The sequence below is a fragment of the Bacillus sp. RIT 809 genome (genome assembly GCF_016892495.1).
GTDB lineage: Bacteria > Bacillota > Bacilli > Bacillales > Bacillaceae_G > Bacillus_A > Bacillus_A cereus_U.
The window spans coordinates 51,959-70,409 of the sequence record NZ_JAFEMR010000022.1; the positions used below are offsets into that span (position 1 = coordinate 51,959).

Here is an 18,451-nt window from a genome sequence, read left to right on the forward strand (position 1 = left end):
AAGCAGGGAGACCATTTTGATTATGGCTTGGCTTTATTATATATCAAATAAAAACATTTGAAGAAACCGATTTTCGAAAATTATGTGAATTAAAAAGTTAGGGTGTTTATATTAGATTTCGTTTACTACCAACTTCTTCTTACTTAAATAAACTGCACGATCTGATTTTTTAGCAACTTCCTGTGAGTGCGTCACAACAATAATACATTTATTTTCTTTATGTGCAAGTTCTTGAAACAGTTCTATTATATCCATTGCCGTTTCTTCGTCGAGGTTTCCTGTTGGCTCATCAGCAATAAGTAAATCAACATTACAAGATAACGCTCGAGCAATTGCTACACGCTGTTGTTGCCCGCCACTTAGTTGCAGAACGTTACGTTTCGCTTCTACTTCTGTGAGTCCTACCTTCTCTAATAATTCTAATGCCCTTGCCTTTTTATTTTGCACTTTAACACCTGTAATTTCCATTGCTGTTAGGACATTTTGAAGAGCAGTCATGTAGGTAATCAAATTATAAGATTGGAAAATTACAGATACATTTTGATTGCGGTATCGCTCCAAACCAATTTTTCGAATATCTTTTCCATTATACAGTACATAACCATTTTTAGGGACATCCAGCCCACAACCTAAGCTCAGAGTTGTGGTTTTACCAGATCCAGATGGTCCTAAAATCGTGTAGAAATGCCCTTTTTGAAAAGAAAAGTTAACATTATCTAGTATCGCTACATTTTTCCCATTACTTTCATAATAATAATCCAAATTTTTAAATTGTAAAATCGTCTCCATATTGAGCCTCCTTATTCATCTTTTAAAAGAATTTGTTTTGGATTTAAGCGTAGAATAGATAATGCTGGAAGAAGCGTTGCTAATATAGCAATAGCTAGTCCAATCCCTCCCATTTTTCCTACATCTGCTCCTGTTACACTTACATCAATTTTATCAATCGGCTCTTCTTTTTGGTCTTGTAGACTACCACCAGGTCCAGCCACCATTACACTACCATTTTGTGGGGTGTCTGTTTCTTCGCTTGCTGTAGCAATTTCACTCGAAAGTAAATTATCCCCTATGTATTGAGAAACTTTAGCTCCTGTTGTTACGGATAATCCAAATGCTAAAATAGCAATACATACTACTTCTACTACGAACTGCGCCATCAGTTTCCATTTTTTCTCTCCAATGGACAATAGAATCCCCATTTCCTTACGACGTGCTTTAATCGATAACATAATGATTAATCCTAAGATAATCGCACCTGCAATAGATACCATATAGATAATCATTTGAGAAGTAGAAGCGATATTTTCGATAGGCCTAATCATTTGTTTGTATAATGAATCATGTGCATCTAACTTAAAATAATTAAAATCAATATCAGATTTTTTTGCTTCTTTTTTAAATGCATCAATGTCTTGTGGATCGTTCAATAAGTACACAACTTGAATACTACTACGAGTACCTTCATCTGTTTCTAATTTTTTTAAAGTAGAGTGAGGCATATATAGTTTATTAGCTGGATTCATCATAGGAGGGGGATTTTGCCCCATTGGTTGCTCATTCGTTTCGTAAATACCGATAATTTCAATTTCAAGAGTTTCCTTCTTATCCCCTGATTGAACTTTAACTTTATCTCCTACTTTCAAATTGTTTTGTTCCGCTAATCGTTTTTCCATTAAAGCTACATTCTGATCTTGCATCTGTTCTGTAATTGGTTTTCCATCAACGATTTTACTTTTTCCATTTTTAAAGCTTTCTTGTAATAAAGTCTTGCGAACTCCTTCTATCATAAGAGAAGAATTCATATCTATTTCTGAACCTGAACCTGATCCTCCCACCATTGCCACGCTACCTTTTCCTTTTCCTTTTCCTTCTCCCTCTGAAACTCCTACTAATTTAAATCCATCTGCAATTCCGAAATTATGGGTTATATAATTATAGTCTTTTATATACTTGGACTTCGCTAATTGATCTGTTTCTTTTGTATTGAGCTGCGGCGGATTAGGCGCTTCTCCAGTTTCCCTTGCTTGTTTTCCTAATTTATCAAAATCAAGACCTAAAGTAACATCTGCACCCAGTTTTTTTCTTGCTGTATCAGCAGCTTTTTTTGATGCATTTTGGATTGTGAATCCTGCCAACACTAAATTTGTAACAATTAGGAAGACTGCCATCAAAATTAATGATGTTCCTACTCTTTTTTTCATACTGAGAATTGCGCGTTTCATAAAATTCATTTTTTTCTTACCTCCTTGATAACTTGTATTCTATATAGGTTATCTAGAGTCTATATGGAGCTAATCGGTAGTTTATCTAGAGATATAAGGAGTTTATGTGTAGTTATTCATTGACCTGGTCAAGAAAAACCGGAGCACAAATTCAAAAACGCAATCGTTTGTGGATATTGGTAAGGAGTCAGTCCATTTAAGGGAGAGTAAAGATTCTCATGAAGGATTAAAACTCCTTTTCTAATGAATATAGCTATTTTATATACCAGAAAGACGCATATTGTAAGGTTAATTGACTATCGGCTTCGAAAATTATAGTAACTACTACTGTATAAGATATACAAATTGACACATTATCTTTCATAGAAATCACGTCACTTCAAAAGGTGTACCTTTTGAGATATAAAAACCCAATTCATTTATCAATGATCTCCTTGTATATGAATAGAATATAAAAAAGGAAATCGAAATGATTTCCTTTTTCACTTTGTAAGCTGTAAAGCTTTCATATAATCATCCTTTTTCTCAAAGGTCTTTTTTGCTTCTTCAGCCGTTAATACATAATCTACTGCAATATTTTGTAATAAACTCTTATTAGCATTTGGCAGCTGAATCGTTATGTCTTCCACACTACTCTTATTATTTTCAATTGTTTTATTAAATTCCTGAATACTTCTTGCAAGCTCCGCTAATTTTTCCATATGTGCAAGGTTGTTTAAATCCAAAAAGATATTACTTCTGAAAACTGCCGTAACATAATGCTTCGAATGTTTCTTCGCTATTTCTTTCTCAGCCTTCTTATCGAAAACAGTATCCCCCGTTTGCATTTGATCGAAAGTAAGTATAGTATTACTCCCTTTTTCTTCATAATATGTATTGAATCTTTCTTGTAAATCATTCGCTTCTTTTTTTATTTTATAGTTATCATTATTTACTTTTGGAGAGATTCGTCCATCGAAATATAATTGAAATTGTAAATATGGTTCATCTACTTGCTGTACAGAAGCTATTCGTGTGTCTGGGCCTGAAAAATCCTTACCTTGGCCAGGTATTTCAATTTGGTTTAGTTTAACAGAAAAACCATACTCTGATTTTGTATAATTTTGTGCTTTTTGTTCAATTTCTTCATTTGATATATCACATGATGTTAATAGCAATAAACTAAATATCACGCTATATGTTATTTTTATTCTTTTTATGCGAAAATTACAGGGTAATAAACCGATTACTAAAGATAAAAATGTATAACTTTTTAACATCTTTTTTATTATTTTCATTATAAATAGATTCCTTAACTTATTAATAATATAGTTTCATAGTTTGAAAAACACTTATTGAGTTTTCGTAACCAAAATAACTAATAGATATAAACTGAATCAGTTACAGACATTAAATAATAGAAAAAAGCCCCTAATATTCCAGTAATAAAAATAATAAATCCCATATTGCGTATGCTCTTAATTTTTGCTTGTAGTCCATTGAATCCTGCTAATAATCCACTTAAAGTGAATAGGATAAAGTATGGAACCGGTGAAAGAAGATATTCTGCATCAATTCCCATACCCCAACACACAAAAGGTAGTACGACAAGGGAAAGACTAAGTAATCCCATTACACTTACGAGTAATTTACGATTTTCAATCCCTGCAATAATTAAATAAATCCCACCAATAAATCCACATAACCAGAAAATGGGCATAAAGTAAATCCAAAGAAAGCTCAAGATGATCATATATAATTTTCTCCTAGTTGATAAGTTGTATTTCAACAATTGTAAAATGATACATAATAATAGAAAACAGCTATGCATCCTACTTCATAGGAACAATAGGACTTTTTAATTGCATGACATAGTCCGTTTAAGAACATGAGTGGTGTTTCCACACATTCCAACGTACAGCAAATTAATTGAGTAACAAATTTATTCTATGTGTAACCATTACTGTAAGCCCAAAGAAAAGGAGAACCATTCTAATGTAAGTATATATTCCCCTTTCTTCAGTTTTAAGAAATTATTTAATTTTCCGGATCCCCTGTTAATTTATCAAGTTGATCTAGTGCTTTTTCTAAATCAAACGAATTAAACCAACGGTAATCATGTTTGTCTAAAATACGATAATGCTTGCTAATCAGATTTTGTTGTAAGCGAAAGTCCCCTTTTTCTTGAATTTGTTTCCACCAGACTTTTCCCCCCAATGTTTTTTCTTTGAAGTTGTTAATACATTTATGGGCTATTGTTTCGATTACTACTAACGGATCATCTCCTAGAGTGGACTGTAAAACCTCACTATCCCTAAATAATGCACAAATAGCAACGGTATTGGTCCAACCCATTTTAGATCTTCCCTTCTCGATTTGAACAAGTGTTTTCTTTGAAATGCCGAGAACTTCAGCCATTTCATCCTGCGTATACCCTTTTTCAGTACGAATTAACTTTATTTTCGTTGAAATGAGTTCAGTTATAATCTCCTTATTCACTTTCTCTCCTCCTTTTAAAAAAGTAACTTATGTGTCATTTAGTGTAATTTTACACTTTAGCTCTTCTTTTTTCAACTCGATTTTTTTCCTAGACCTGGAAAGGAAAAATCAGCGGTCATCCAATATTTTAATATATACATACCATCTTCTAATGAAAACACCCCTTTTAATTACGAACAACATAATGTAGCACAAAAATTGTTTGTAATTAACGAGGGTGGAATTTGGTAGAGGAATATAAATAAAGCAAGAAAAAAGACCACCAGAGTGAACTGTGTGGTCTTTTTCAGAGGTGGGAAATTTTATAAAAATAATAACTTAATTAAAACTCAAAATTAGTATAACCTTATAGTATACCTTTTGATACGAAAATAAGCAGGTTAATGTTCTCTTATATGAATGAGAATATTAACCTGCTTTTTAGATTTTAGTATAAATTATTTATGGTTTTATTTTATTGCTAGCTTTATAATATAATATACAAATTTATTACCTGTTTTTGTAATTTAAGCACCTAATATTAGGAAAAGAGAATATTTTATAATTAATTTACAGCATAAATAAAACATGAATTTTGTCTATGTTTTAAACAATATGTATTTTGGAGGAGGTTAATTTGTTTTTTTCAAAACTCATTGATCGATACGCCTTGTATGATTTGCACAAAAAAAGAAGTGTAGAGTTTCAGTATACTTCTCTTTCTAACACCTCACTAGATATAAAGGACATAGAATTTTTTTATAAAGTAAAACCATCTGATATTCATTTTAACATTAAGCATTCAAAACAGGAAAAGGAATACATGGTTGGACAATTCAAATATAAAAGCTCGGTTCAATCTGATGATTCACGCAACGATTCTGTAACTGGAGAATTATTCTTACATAAAAATGAAAATGCGCCTCATGTCATCTTTGTTCATGGTTGGAGAATGGATTCTAACGAACGTGTAAAAAAAATATTCCACGACCATATGACCAACTTGAGGTGGAATATGTATTATTTCACTCTACCATATCATTTTGAAAGAAAACCCAACCAATCCTTATTTAGTGGAGAGTACATGGTAAGTGCCAATATTGAACGAACTGTACAAGCAACCAGACAAGCGGTAGCTGATTTACGAACTTTGATCAAATGGATTAAAGCAAATAAAAATGGTCCCCTGATTCTAATAGGAATCAGTTTAGGTGGGGTTATTACTAACCTAACATCTCTTGTTGAACCAGAAATTGATGTATTAGCATCCATTTTCTACGCAAATCGACTTTCTTATTCAATTTGGAAGACAAATCCAGGTAGATTTATTAGAGGAGACTTGGAACACCATGGTGTAACGTATGATGAATTAATAGATTATTGGAAAATCACTGAACCGAGTCAAGCGTTACCAAAAGTAAAAAAAGAAAATATTTTATTAATTTCAGGTAAGCACGATCTATATGTGCACTCTGAGGATACGGACTATTTGTGGGAATCCTGGGAAAGACCTACAAGATATATTTATACATGTGGACATGCCGGGATTGTTCTTAAACGTAAAAAAATTGCAACTGATACTATCAATTTTATTCAGAATCGATTGAACTCCCCTCACTTCCCCAAAGACATACATTAAAGTGAGGGATTACTAAGTATAGAATCTTATACTTTTGACACTCCCCCCCTAAAGGGACTAGCTGACTAACGTCAGTGGGATTCTTGCTACCAAAGGCGAAGTCCATTTCTGGTATCGCTGACGTGCAAGATTGCGGTGTGCCATCACCACTCCCACAACAGACCATATATCGTGGGCTACGGTACTGTGACCATACCGTACAGATTGTTCGTTCTCAAATGTTTTTACGTCTTTTGCATGACGACTTAATACATTTTACGGAGTAGAAGAATTTGCTACCCCAACCTCATATGTATTCTGTTTTCAGAGAACAGTCGTTTTAGAGTCTTTTGCATGACTATGAATAAAGTATACCCTGTTTTGCTATGCAAAAACGATACTTTCATCCCACGTCTAAAGACGGACTAAAGTCCTGCGTGGGCTTTCCCGTATCGTAAATTCTGTAATCTTTCATTTTATACCAAGTTCATTTCATATGGAAAAGGGGTACTCATCATTTTCACCAGGGGCTTATTTTTATGAAAAGAAATTATTGTTGTTTACCCTTTATATGCAATATTACATATAAAAATCTTTAATTGTTCTGTTATAATTTTAAGAGTAAATTATTCATCCATTAATTTACACCATCCATATCTACAGTTATGGAAACCCTAATTACACATAAAAAAGAGAAGAACCTTGGTGAGTTCTTCTCTTTTTGTTTATTAAATTGTAATATAATTACAGTATGTGAAATTATATTAAGTTAACTTTTAAAGCGAAGTGAAAACAACCGTCACTTCGCTTTTTGCATTTATTTAATCGGTTTCTCTGTTTTTAAAACTAGTGAACTTAATGCAGGAACTTTAATTTTATTATCATGGACAACATAAAGTGTTTTACTTCCGGCTTGCTTACCATCTACTAGCACTTTCCAAGGACCTTTCGATGGAAGCGTTATGTCCACAGCTTCTCTGTTTGCATTGTGAGCCACCATAAAGTATTCGCTTTTATTCCCATTGCCCTTTCCATCTATTGTATAAGCTACAACATTTTTAGGAGCATCAATAAAAGATACATGTGTTTTAATTTGCTCTGCAGATGTCATTCGAAAAGCTGGGTATTTTTTGCGTAAATCTATTAAGCCCTTCATATACTCTACTTCATTATTAAATGCTGCACGGCGTAACCAGTCCATCTGGTTAATTGAATCAGGAGATTTGTAACTATTATGATCACCATATTTTGTGCGCATAAACTCTTGTCCTGCATGTAAGAATGGAATACCTTGTGATGTTAATAAAATAGAAGAAGATAATTTATGCATTTGCTTTCGCATTTCTTCACTGTCACCTGAATTAGTCAACTCAAGTTTATCCCATAAAGTATGATTGTCATGTGCTTCCACATAAGTTAGCACCTGCTCCGGATCTTGATAAGTGGACGAATTTGTATCATACTCAATACCTGCCGTAATGCCTTTTTTAATACGGTCTTCCATATTTTGCTTTCCATTTACAAAACCATTTTCTTTCTCCTCAAATACACTACCTTTCAATCCATCACGTATATTATCGTTAAAATGAGCAATCCCTTTCATTTTCTCCGCATTTTTTTGATTTGCTTTCAACTCAGCTGCAAGAGGTGTATTTAAATCCCAGCCTTCTCCATGCAGAATAATAGAAGGATCAATTTGATTAACACCTTTACGTATTTCATTCATCGTTTCATAATCATGAATACCCATTAAATCAAAACGGAATCCATCTAAATTATATTCTTTTGCCCAGTATGTGACGGAATCCACCATAAACTTCCTCATCATTTTTCGTTCCGAAGCGGTATCATTTCCTACACCAGTTCCATTGGCAAGTGTTCCATCTTCATTGTAACGATAATAATAACCGGGAACTAACTTATGAAAATTAGATTCAGCGGCATTATACATATGGTTATATACTACGTCCATCACAACACGAAGGTTATTATCGTGCAGCACTTGAATCATTCGCTTTAATTCAGTTATTCGAACAGTCGGCTCATAAGGATTTGTAGAATAGGAGCCCTCTGGGACGTTGAAATTTTTCGGGTCATATCCCCAGTTATATTTTGGTTCATTTAAAGTTTCTTCATTTACCGAGGCATAATCAAATATCGGTAAAAACTGAACGTGAGTAACACCAAGATCTTTCATATAATCAAGTCCTGTTTTAACACCTTCAGGACCTTTTGTTCCTTTTTCTGTTACACCTAAATATTTCCCTTTATGCTTAATACCACTTTCAGGTTGAACGGAAAGATCGCGTACATGCAATTCATAAATAATAGCATCTTCCGGATTTTTAAATTTTGGTTTTTTGTTTGCTTTCCATTTTTTCGGATTTGTTTCTTCTAAATCAACAACTGCACCTTTATCTCCATTTACAGAAGCAGCACGCACATACGGATCAACCGCTTCAGTCCACTTATCCCCAATTTTCACCTTATACGTATAAAAGAGACCTTTTTGGTTCCCTTTAAGTTCTGCTTTCCAAGTTCCCTTTTCACCTTGTTGCATGTTTATTTCAGTACCTATTTTATCGCTCCATTTTTTATATGTAACTAACTTCGCTTCACTCGCAGTAGGAGCCCATAAACGGAACTTTGTATGTTGCGGAGTATATATATTCCCTAAATCATTACCACCATAATAAAATAAATTATCAAATTCTTCGCTACGAATGACTTTACCGATTTCAATATTCGCATCAGCTAAGTTTGCTATTTTAACTTTGTATGTCTGTTTTAAATCAATTTTCTGTTCCGTAATTATTTTAACCTTATTAGTCATATCTCCACTATTTGTATCATAAGGACTAATTCCTTTAATTTTAACGCCTTCAATTTCAATTTTCTGTTCCTTACTATTAAACGGAATATTAGTATTTATAGTGATTTCATTAAAACTATCAATAGTAGCTTTTTGAATAGAGAGATCAGAAGAAGGCTTAGAATCATATACTTTTTCATCACCCGAAAGGATCCATACTTCAGCACGACCATCCCTTATATTTTCAACCCAGTGATCACCTCCATCTTTTTCCCATTCATTCGTACGAACTATAAATCCTACACGATTATAGTCACCTTCTATTTTCACCTTAGCATATTTTCCAAACTCATCTTCCCCAGTAAAATCATACGATTTACCATTTGAATTCTCGCCCCATACCCAAAGATTCCAGTCTTTTGTATTTCCAGCCTTCTCTTTGTAATGAATGATAACTTCAGTTGTTTTCGAATTTGAAACTGCCTTCACATTCTGAAAAGAAAAAACAGATGATAACATAACGATTATGGCAAGTAATAAAAATGATTTGCTAATTAATCTTTTTGTCATTTGCACCACATACACCCTTTCTTTAAATAGTACGAGCGATTTATTATGCTCGTACTAAATTACACTGCTTAAATTAATGTAGAAATCTCTTTTACTTCACCCCCATATTGACTATTTTCACATATGTATTTCAATGATCTTTTAATACGAAAACGTTTGCATTAATGATTAAAAAAATAGATTTGTTTTTGCCTTCATATATTTGTAAATACTAAAAGATCAGGGAAATCATTTTAAAGCAATCGTTTGTTATCGCTTTCATTCTATAGCACTTTCTATTAAGAGGTCAATATATTATTAATTTTCTGTTTTTATACACTTTAAACCTTATATATTTTTCGCAACTTATTAAAGATAGACAGCGTGATTATTGCTTAGTAAGTTTATTTTCACTAATGCATTGCTGCGTAAAAACAGCTAATATCCTTAAAATGACATTAGCTGTTTTTCATAATGTATTAATATATGAATAAAAACTATATTTCTAACTTACTTAATTTTTGCTGCATCAAATGCCTTTTGAACTGCTTGAACTTCAGCTGTATTCGCTCCATATTTATTAGTTGCCACTCGAATACATGCTGATTTCAATTCCTTGAAATTAGAAGTCATGTTTAATTCATCTGTATTTGCATAATAGAAAATATCAAACATTTTATCCTCACCAATTCCTTTAACAGTTACCCCGTTATGAGTTCCACCTTTTGCAATAAGATACGCAATTTTATTAATAATGCTTGAATTAAAATGAACGCCGCCCTGATCCCATCCATTAAAATCGTTAAATTCACTATAATCATCTGGATAAGGTACTCCAAGTGAAGATGGAACGGAAGCTGGGTTTTCCACATCACGGAAAATAGATCCGGTTTGTTCGCCCATTGTCCAGTTAAATGTTCCATTATTTACGTATTTCTCAATAGATGTTCCCATAATATCAGACAACGCCTCATTAATTGCACCAGATTCTCCGTAATATTCAAGATTGGATTCGCTAGATGTAACCGCATGTGTAAATTCATGTCCAGCTACGTCATATGCTTTGACAATAGGATCTCCATATACAAGCATGCTTCCATTATTAGCACTTAAAGCATTCTGCCAATTTTTCGGATCATTTGTATCTTCAGAATCCCAAGCATGTACAACTGAAACTACTTTTTGCCCCTTATTATCAAAACTATTACGCTTGTATTTATCTTTATAAAAATCATATACTTTTGTTGCTAAGTAATGAGCACTTACCGCTTTTGGGTCATTAAATGTTGTCGAAGTGCTAGTTGCTAGTGTACCAGGGTAATAGCTTTCCTCTTTAGTGATATCTCTGTAATTTACATCATATGTTTCAATTCCTTGCCCTTTTGTGTAATCAGCAAGTGCATATTTTCCATTACTTTGTTTAGAAATGCCAAATGTACGAGATATACCTAAATCATCTTTTCCTGTTCCAGTTAATGATGTAAGATTGCTTTTTTTACTTTCCTTTAAGGCTCCAACAAGCTTTTCACTTGCTTTTAAGTTGGATTCTTGAACCATATTTTTTAACATATCCCCATTCTGTGCATTTACTAGATATGTTCCAGATACATAGTTTGGTGTTGCTGCTGCAAATGTAACTTGGTATGCATTGTTAGCTTGTCCATTATTTTCATCAACAAAAATAACTTCCTTTACTTCTGGCTCAGAAATATATCACTCGAAACCTTGATGCTATCCCAAATCGCTTAAAAAATAGACAATGATTTTTACTTTTCAACTTCACAAAGCAATTTTATCTCTTTGATTTGTTCTATATGACGCTGTTCATGCAAATAGATCAGTTCTATCCACTGATCAAGAAGTAATTCTCCAAGAGCTGGATGCATCACTGATTTTTTCGCTAATATAGATTCATCTTCTATTGTACTCAGGAAACGCATCAATTCTTTTCTAGAGTCGTTTAACAAATCAACCATTTGCTGCACTTCAAATGGTTCTATACTTGGTTCAATCATTTCTGGGGCTATAAATTTTATCGATCTATCTAATAAAATAGTGTGAATTTCTTTACGCTCATTTTGGGTACTATCCATCTTTTTTAATCCCGATGAAATAACTGTTATAACTCTCTCATCTAATAAAACTAAGTGATGACAAACTTGTGCTATACTCCATTTGTCCTTATCTGGTTTCCTATTAAATTGAGCATCACTTAACAAAGTAATTTCCTCAAATAATTGATTTCTCGTTTCATAAAACTTGTCATTTACAAATGTATTCATGTGAATTCTCCTTTCATTAGAACCTACATACTTAGATTCCTACGCTAGAAATATTCTCTATGGAAAAAAGATTTTCCTTCACTATTATTCCAATCCAATCTTTTCTTTAGTAGTTTCTCTAATTCACGACGAAAAATATGAGTTTTCTCAATATCCTTGAGGTTTACATGTACTACAGCTACACCATAATGCTTTCCACGGAATTCTTTCAATACAACTGCATAAAACGTTCCTAATTATCAATCTAGCATTAAATAAATGTAAAAAATCATCCTATTTATTCATTTTTCATGCGTATGTATGTACATTTGTTAATTTATTCGATATATTATGGGTATTGAATGATTACGAAAAGTTAATAGGTCGCTCGTATAACACCTTATATTTTTATATCCGTGAAAACTACAAAATGTATGAAATTCCATTTGTCAAATGAATTTAATGCGGAAGGAGGTTTGTGGTTACTTCATCGGGATATAATAATCAGTTTTGAGCTGATAAAAATATAGGAGGCGACATAATGTTTCGTACGATTTCAAATTTCATGAGAGTAGCTGAGATAAGAAACAAAATTCTTTTTACACTAGCGATGCTAATCGTTTTTCGAATTGGCACGTTTATTCCAGTTCCTCATACTAACGCAGAGGTATTAAAAGTACAAGATCAAGCCAACGTTTTAGGCATGCTAAACGTATTTGGCGGAGGAGCATTACAACACTTCTCGATCTTTGCTGTAGGTATCACACCATATATTACAGCTTCTATCATTGTACAATTACTACAAATGGACGTTGTACCTAAATTTACAGAATGGGCAAAGCAAGGAGAAATGGGCCGTAAGAAATCAGCTCAATTTACTCGATACTTTACAATCATTCTCGCATTTATACAATCCATTGGGATGTCTTATGGTTTTAATAATATAGCAGGTGGACAATTAATTACAGATCAAAGCTGGACTACATACTTATTTATTGCGACAGTTTTAACTGCTGGTACTGCATTTTTACTTTGGTTAGGTGAACAAATTACCGCTAATGGCGTTGGTAATGGAATCTCAATGATTATCTTCGCAGGACTTGTTGCGGCGATTCCAAATGTCGCTAATCAAATTTATTTGCAACAATTCCAAAACGCAGGCGATCAGTTATTTATGCACATAATAAAAATGGTTTTAATTGGACTCGTAATTTTAGCGATAGTTGTTGGTGTTATTTACATTCAACAAGCTGTTCGAAAAATACCGATTCAATATGCAAAAGCTGTTTCAGGAAACAATCAATATCAAGGAGCAAAAAATACTCATTTACCTCTTAAAGTAAATAGTGCAGGTGTAATTCCTGTTATCTTTGCTTCAGCCTTTTTAATGACGCCGCGTACAATTGCGCAGCTCTTCCCTGATTCAAGCGTATCTAAATGGATAATTGCGAATCTTGATTTTGCACATCCATTTGGAATGACACTATATGTGGGTCTTATCGTTGCCTTCACATATTTCTACGCGTTTATTCAAGTAAATCCTGAACAAATGGCTGAGAATTTGAAAAAGCAAAACGGATATGTCCCGGGTATTCGCCCAGGTAAATCTACAGAACAGTATGTAACAAAAATTTTATACCGTTTAACATTTATCGGTGCGATTTTCTTAGGAGCAATTTCAATATTACCACTTGTATTTACAAAAATCGCTACATTACCACCATCTGCTCAAATCGGTGGTACAAGTTTACTAATCATCGTAGGTGTTGCATTAGAAACGATGAAGACGTTAGAAAGTCAACTTGTGAAGCGTCATTATAAAGGTTTTATAAAAAAAGTGAATTAATTACAAAAACACACTAGAAGTCACAATAGCGACCTAGTGTGTTTTTATTATAAAAACTTATAATAACGGAGGTTTTGTCTTATGAGTCAAAGAATGTCTTATTATGATATTTCGCCTGATGGTATGAAAATTATGATGGATATGGAGAAATACACGAAGAAATCTTCAATTAATCGAGCTGTTAGAGAGCTTATAAAAATTAGAGTCTCTCAAATTAACGGCTGTGCTTATTGTATCGATATGCATACTTCTGACGCCCGAAAATTGGGTGAAACCGAGCAAAGAATTTATTGCTTAAATGCTTGGGATGATTGTGATTTTTATACTCCTGAAGAAAAAGTTGCTTTGGAACTATCGGAGCATATTACTCTCATTCCTACTAAAAGAGTTCCTGAAAATCTATACAACCGAGTACGTGAACACTTTGACGAAAAACAATATGTTGACCTTGTGTTAATCATTAATCAAATAAACAGTTGGAATCGAATTTCTATCGCGATGGGTAATACCGTAATAAAAAAATAACACTTATCCACCAAACAATATGCAATTGATTTAGTTAAGTGTAAAATTAAATACACCCTATATTAAAACACAGTTGGTTATTTCTCCAACTGTGTTTTTGATTTTACTATCTCTAATCTGTTAATCATTTTCTTCTAAAGTTTGAATACGTTTTTCGCTGTTTTCCACATCATTAAACTTTAACTACATCTCTTTTTTTAACAACCTTCCTTGCTTAAAATAAACCCCAAGTGTAGAACGATTTGCTAAAAACACACCAATCAAGATTAAACAAGCACCAATTCCCATTGTAGGATTTAATGGTTCTCCTAATACAAAATACCCTACAATAACAGCGATTAACGGCGATACATATAACCACGTTGATGGGAATACAGGATTTGTTTTTGATAAAAGCCAGTAATATAAACCGTGTCCACCGATAGACCCTACAAATATAAGATATAAAATTGGCCATTGTACATTCCAAGATGTTAAGATTGTTAGATTAGGCTGTTCCATTACGATAGATACAATTAACAGCAACATTCCTCCATAAAACATTTGAATACCGTTAATGAGAAATGGTGATACGCTAGGTAAATCTGAAAGTATTTCTTTTGAACGAATAGAACCTATTCCATAAAACAACTCTCCTACTAATATAACAAGGCAAGCGATACTCCATATGAATGTAAGTTCTTGATGCATTCCAGATAAAGAAATACAAAAAACACCAAGGAGTGCTATAACTAAAGCGACAAGTTGTTCTTTTTGCAATTTTGTTTTGTTTCGCCTTGATTGTAATAGCAAGATCATCATTGGACCCGTAGCAGATAGAACTGCAGCTAATCCAGAAGAAATATATTGTTCTGCCCAGTAAAGGGTCGCGAATGTCATAAATGTTAAACAAAAACCAGCATATATAATACGTTTTGATAATAAGTAAGGCATAATATCCTTTCTCTTTAATTTAAAAATAATAATGAGAATAAGGCCCGCCAAAAAGAAACGAATTCCAGCTGAAAATAATGGTGGTGCGCCCGCTTCTATTCCAATTTTTATCGTTAAAAATGTCGTTCCAAAAATAATACATACTAAAATATAATTTAAAATGACCATTTTTCTTCCTCCTTTTTACTCTTGAAATGAGTATAGAGGATATGGTGTATAACAGTGTATCAACGCATATAACAGTTGAATAAAAATATAGTTGATTCCCTCCATGTTTTTCGCTTTAATTGAATTAAAAAGAAAAACAGGTGATTCTATGAAGATAGTACTGCGTAAAGAATCCAACATACCATATTACCAACAAATATATATGCAAATTGTTGAAAGAATTCAAAGCGGGATGCTTTCACATAACGATTACCTCCCTTCTTTACGTTCTATTGCCAATGATTTGCAAATTAGTTTATTAACTGTTCGTAAAGCTTATAAACAGTTAGAAACGAAAGGTTATATACGGATCGAGCAAGGAAAAGGTGCCTATATACATAAACGTGTGAATAAAGATTTCAAACCAATTCCATATCAATGGCAACAAACGAAATCCATTAATGTTATGCGTTCTCAATATGTAATGAACCAACACCGTAAATATTTCGATTTTTCACAGGCAGTCCTTTATCCACGTTTATTACCAAATCCGTTTCTTTCAGATGAAATGCACAAATTACTTAATAAGGATCAAATGATACTGGCAACATACGGACCTGTTCAAGGTGATAAAGAACTTAGAGTGGAAATAACAAACTACTTAAAAGAACACCAACAATTAGTTACAGATCCATCTCAATTATTAATTACAAGTGGTGCCCAGCAAGGAATTGATTTAATCGCTCAAACATTATTAAAGCCCGGAGACTTAGTTTTAGTAGAAAGTCCATGTTATGGAGCGGCGCTTGATGTATTTGTTAATAAAGGAGTTCAAATTATCCCTGTTAGTCTTGATAAAAACGGAATTCGCTCAGACTTAATCGATGATATTTGTCAAAGGAAAAATCCTGTCTTGTTATATGTGAATCCTACTTTTCAGAATCCAACAGGTACTTTGATGAGTAAAGAACGAAGAATAGAGCTTGTAGAACTAGCAGAGTTATATAACTTCTTCATTATTGAGGATGACTCTTTCGGAGAAATTTATTTTGAGGATGCTATAGTACCTCCCCCCATAAAAAGCTTTGATACAAATGGTCATGTTATATATTTAAAAGGATTTAGTAAAACGTTAGCACCAGGCCTTCGCATCGCGGCGCTTGCAGCTGAAGGTCCTATTTTTGAATGGTTATATGCAGTGAAAGCTTCTATGGATATTGGTAGCCCTTTATTAACGCAGAAAGCACTACTTCCTTTTTTACGGGCGGAACGAATGAAAAATCATTTAGAAAAATTACGTACAGCTTTACAAATTAGACGTGATTTAACAATTGATATATTATCTCCATTAAAAGAATTAGAATTTGAAATACCTAATGGTGGATTTAACTTATGGGTTACACTCCCTCGGTCAATCGATCCTTTTACATTATTACAAAAAGCAAATGAAGTAGATGTTTCTTTTTTACCTGGAACAGCTTGTCTATTAAACCATGAAACTCAATATAATCATTTGCGAATTAGTTATTCAATGTTAAATGATAAAGATATGTTGATTGGATTAGAAAGGTTACATGATACCATTGCTAAGTTTAAATCAATGATTTAAACTCCAAAACAACAACTAACCTATTATTCACACAATAAAAAACCAGCACTTTAAAATTTTATTAAAAGTCAAGATATAAGCTGAACCTATTATTAATAGTGAATTCTTATCTAATGTCATACATTAGATTTATAAAAATTAAAAGGATAGAAGAGCTTGAATAAATTCGCCCTATCTATCCTCTTTTTAAACACAAATGACTAATCATAGCGGACTTCGCTGTCACCAGAACCAGTATTGCTCTATTGCTATGCTCAAACTTCTTTTTATTACTACTTGTTCAATAAGAGGTGTTTTCTTCCTGCATAAAATTTATTTTATAGGGGATTCATTATACTTATTAAAACAACAACATGATATAGACAAAACCAAAGAATAAACATAATGGACTATAGAACCAAGTGTCATATCTAGCAAACTGAGAATGTTTAATTTTTTTGAAAAATCCAACAAACTTAAAATCACCAATTGCCCTAACAATGAAAACTAAAGCACAGACAATACTTCCGATTTTAGATAAACTATTTGCTTCGAACCCCTGTAAATAACCTACTTGAACAACAATAATGACACTAGCTAATAGAATAAGAATGGCTACGAATAATGTTCCCCATATTCTCGGAGTAAAAGCAGGCTTATGTTCTCCCTCTTTTACTGGGATAACAGCAGCAGAACCCCATCGACCTCCAAAAGCCCAATAAATATGCAAAAAACTGATAAACCACAGAAGCCCCACAGCTACTACTATTAATAGTAATTTCATTTATTCGCCCCCAATTTCGTAACTTCAAAGATAACATACACTACCGTATGTTATAGTGGAAATTTTGTCCCTTCAGGTTTTATAACCATACTAGGGACATTTATTATCGAATAATCAATTATGCCTCAGCATAATTGCGTCCGGAGGCTTTACTTTTTTCAATGGATGTTTGGACACCCGCTGAAAGAAGTTAAAAGCTCAACCATTTTATCAATATCAAAATTAGGATTTGCTTCAAACCTTGTCATCCATCCTACATACGTTAAATAGGCAAGTCTCGCTCGATCAATTGATTCAGTTTCGTCTACGCCCATTTTTTGATACAATTTTGCAACACAAAAAATTCTTTGTTCTTCTATATCTACTAAACGTGTTGCCACAACAGGATCATATTTAGCCCAAGCATAAATACCATTCTCAATTTTTTTATCTCGATTAAAACTAATCTGTAATAGCTGTTCTAAAGAGGCATCCTGTTGCTCCATACTTTGAACAATCAGCTTTGTTGCATGTACTTCCCAAAAGTCGAGCATAGAATCTAAAAGCTCTTGATGGTCACGAAAATAGTGATAGAAGCTTCCTTTGCTTATTTTTAGCAATCGAGCAAGTGCTTCAATGCGAACTTTATGTATTCCTTCATTAGCTAATTGTTGTAATCCTACTTTTATCCAGTCTTCCCTCGTTAATTGCATATTATCTCTCCAATAAA

At 33.1% G+C, this 18,451-nt stretch carries 15 protein-coding genes and 1 pseudogene; 5 read left to right on the plus strand and 11 right to left on the minus strand.

What is annotated here, in order from left to right:
- Positions 1-111: 111 nt before the first annotated feature.
- The 5 genes from JTF23_RS21175 to JTF23_RS21195 all read right to left on the minus strand — a co-directional run bounded on the left by JTF23_RS21175 (position 112) and on the right by JTF23_RS21195 (position 4,700).
- The gene (locus JTF23_RS21175) at positions 112-789 is read right to left on the minus strand and encodes an ABC transporter ATP-binding protein (RefSeq protein WP_204209597.1); all 678 of its coding nucleotides are present in this window, start codon (positions 787-789) and stop codon (positions 112-114) included.
- An 11-nt stretch (positions 790-800) separates the two neighbouring features.
- Positions 801-2,231 (minus strand): ABC transporter permease, encoded by a 1,431-nt coding sequence (locus JTF23_RS21180; RefSeq protein WP_204209599.1) that lies wholly within the window; start codon positions 2,229-2,231, stop codon positions 801-803.
- Between the two features lie 473 nt (positions 2,232-2,704).
- Positions 2,705-3,421 (minus strand): hypothetical protein, encoded by a 717-nt coding sequence (locus JTF23_RS21185; protein ID WP_199659642.1) that lies wholly within the window; start codon positions 3,419-3,421, stop codon positions 2,705-2,707.
- 158 nt (positions 3,422-3,579) lie between these two features.
- Positions 3,580-3,954, minus strand: coding sequence for an ammonia permease (locus JTF23_RS21190; protein WP_070139345.1), 375 nt, complete (start codon positions 3,952-3,954; stop codon positions 3,580-3,582).
- Positions 3,955-4,238: 284 nt separating this feature from the next.
- On the minus strand, positions 4,239-4,700 hold the full coding sequence (locus JTF23_RS21195) for a helix-turn-helix transcriptional regulator (protein ID WP_204209601.1): 462 nt from the start codon (positions 4,698-4,700) through the stop codon (positions 4,239-4,241).
- A gap of 616 nt (positions 4,701-5,316) precedes the next feature.
- Here JTF23_RS21195 and JTF23_RS21200 point away from each other — a divergent pair.
- Both JTF23_RS21200 and JTF23_RS21205 read left to right on the plus strand, forming a co-directional pair.
- Positions 5,317-6,318, plus strand: coding sequence for an alpha/beta hydrolase (locus JTF23_RS21200; RefSeq protein WP_204209602.1), 1,002 nt, complete (start codon positions 5,317-5,319; stop codon positions 6,316-6,318).
- Between the two features lie 74 nt (positions 6,319-6,392).
- On the plus strand, positions 6,393-6,584 hold the full coding sequence (locus JTF23_RS21205) for a hypothetical protein (RefSeq protein ID WP_204209604.1): 192 nt from the start codon (positions 6,393-6,395) through the stop codon (positions 6,582-6,584).
- Positions 6,585-7,114: 530 nt separating this feature from the next.
- Here the strand turns inward: JTF23_RS21205 and pulA are convergent.
- From pulA to JTF23_RS21220, 3 genes and pseudogenes are all read right to left on the minus strand, one after another.
- Complete coding sequence (pulA, locus tag JTF23_RS21210) at positions 7,115-9,685, minus strand: type I pullulanase (protein WP_204209605.1); 2,571 nt, start codon at positions 9,683-9,685, stop codon at positions 7,115-7,117.
- 483 nt (positions 9,686-10,168) lie between these two features.
- A pseudogene (locus JTF23_RS21215) lies at positions 10,169-11,371 on the minus strand (M4 family metallopeptidase); the annotation flags it as partial.
- Between the two features lie 53 nt (positions 11,372-11,424).
- Positions 11,425-11,940 (minus strand): DinB family protein, encoded by a 516-nt coding sequence (locus JTF23_RS21220; RefSeq protein WP_204209607.1) that lies wholly within the window; start codon positions 11,938-11,940, stop codon positions 11,425-11,427.
- A 520-nt stretch (positions 11,941-12,460) separates the two neighbouring features.
- On the opposite strand from JTF23_RS21220, the gene secY reads away from it, so the two are divergent.
- Both secY and JTF23_RS21230 read left to right on the plus strand, forming a co-directional pair.
- Positions 12,461-13,765, plus strand: coding sequence for a preprotein translocase subunit SecY (gene secY, locus JTF23_RS21225; RefSeq protein ID WP_002069884.1), 1,305 nt, complete (start codon positions 12,461-12,463; stop codon positions 13,763-13,765).
- Between the two features lie 81 nt (positions 13,766-13,846).
- The gene (locus JTF23_RS21230) at positions 13,847-14,290 is read left to right on the plus strand and encodes a carboxymuconolactone decarboxylase family protein (protein ID WP_204209609.1); all 444 of its coding nucleotides are present in this window, start codon (positions 13,847-13,849) and stop codon (positions 14,288-14,290) included.
- 183 nt (positions 14,291-14,473) lie between these two features.
- On the opposite strand, the gene JTF23_RS21235 is transcribed toward JTF23_RS21230, so the two are convergent.
- Positions 14,474-15,391, minus strand: coding sequence for a DMT family transporter (locus JTF23_RS21235; protein ID WP_204209611.1), 918 nt, complete (start codon positions 15,389-15,391; stop codon positions 14,474-14,476).
- Positions 15,392-15,539: 148 nt separating this feature from the next.
- Between JTF23_RS21235 and pdxR the strand changes: the two genes are divergently transcribed.
- Positions 15,540-16,979, plus strand: a complete 1,440-nt coding sequence (gene pdxR / locus JTF23_RS21240) for a MocR-like pyridoxine biosynthesis transcription factor PdxR (RefSeq protein WP_204209612.1) — start codon at positions 15,540-15,542, stop codon at positions 16,977-16,979.
- 340 nt (positions 16,980-17,319) lie between these two features.
- Here pdxR and JTF23_RS21245 read toward each other — a convergent pair whose 3' ends face one another.
- Together JTF23_RS21245 and JTF23_RS21250 are read right to left on the minus strand one after the other, a co-directional pair.
- A complete protein-coding gene (locus tag JTF23_RS21245; RefSeq protein WP_002136501.1) occupies positions 17,320-17,742 on the minus strand; it encodes a DUF3995 domain-containing protein in 423 nt (140 codons plus the stop codon).
- Between the two features lie 158 nt (positions 17,743-17,900).
- Positions 17,901-18,434: a TetR/AcrR family transcriptional regulator gene (locus JTF23_RS21250; protein WP_204209613.1), complete on the minus strand. Its 534-nt coding sequence runs from the start codon at positions 18,432-18,434 to the stop codon at positions 17,901-17,903.
- Positions 18,435-18,451: the final 17 nt, after the last annotated feature.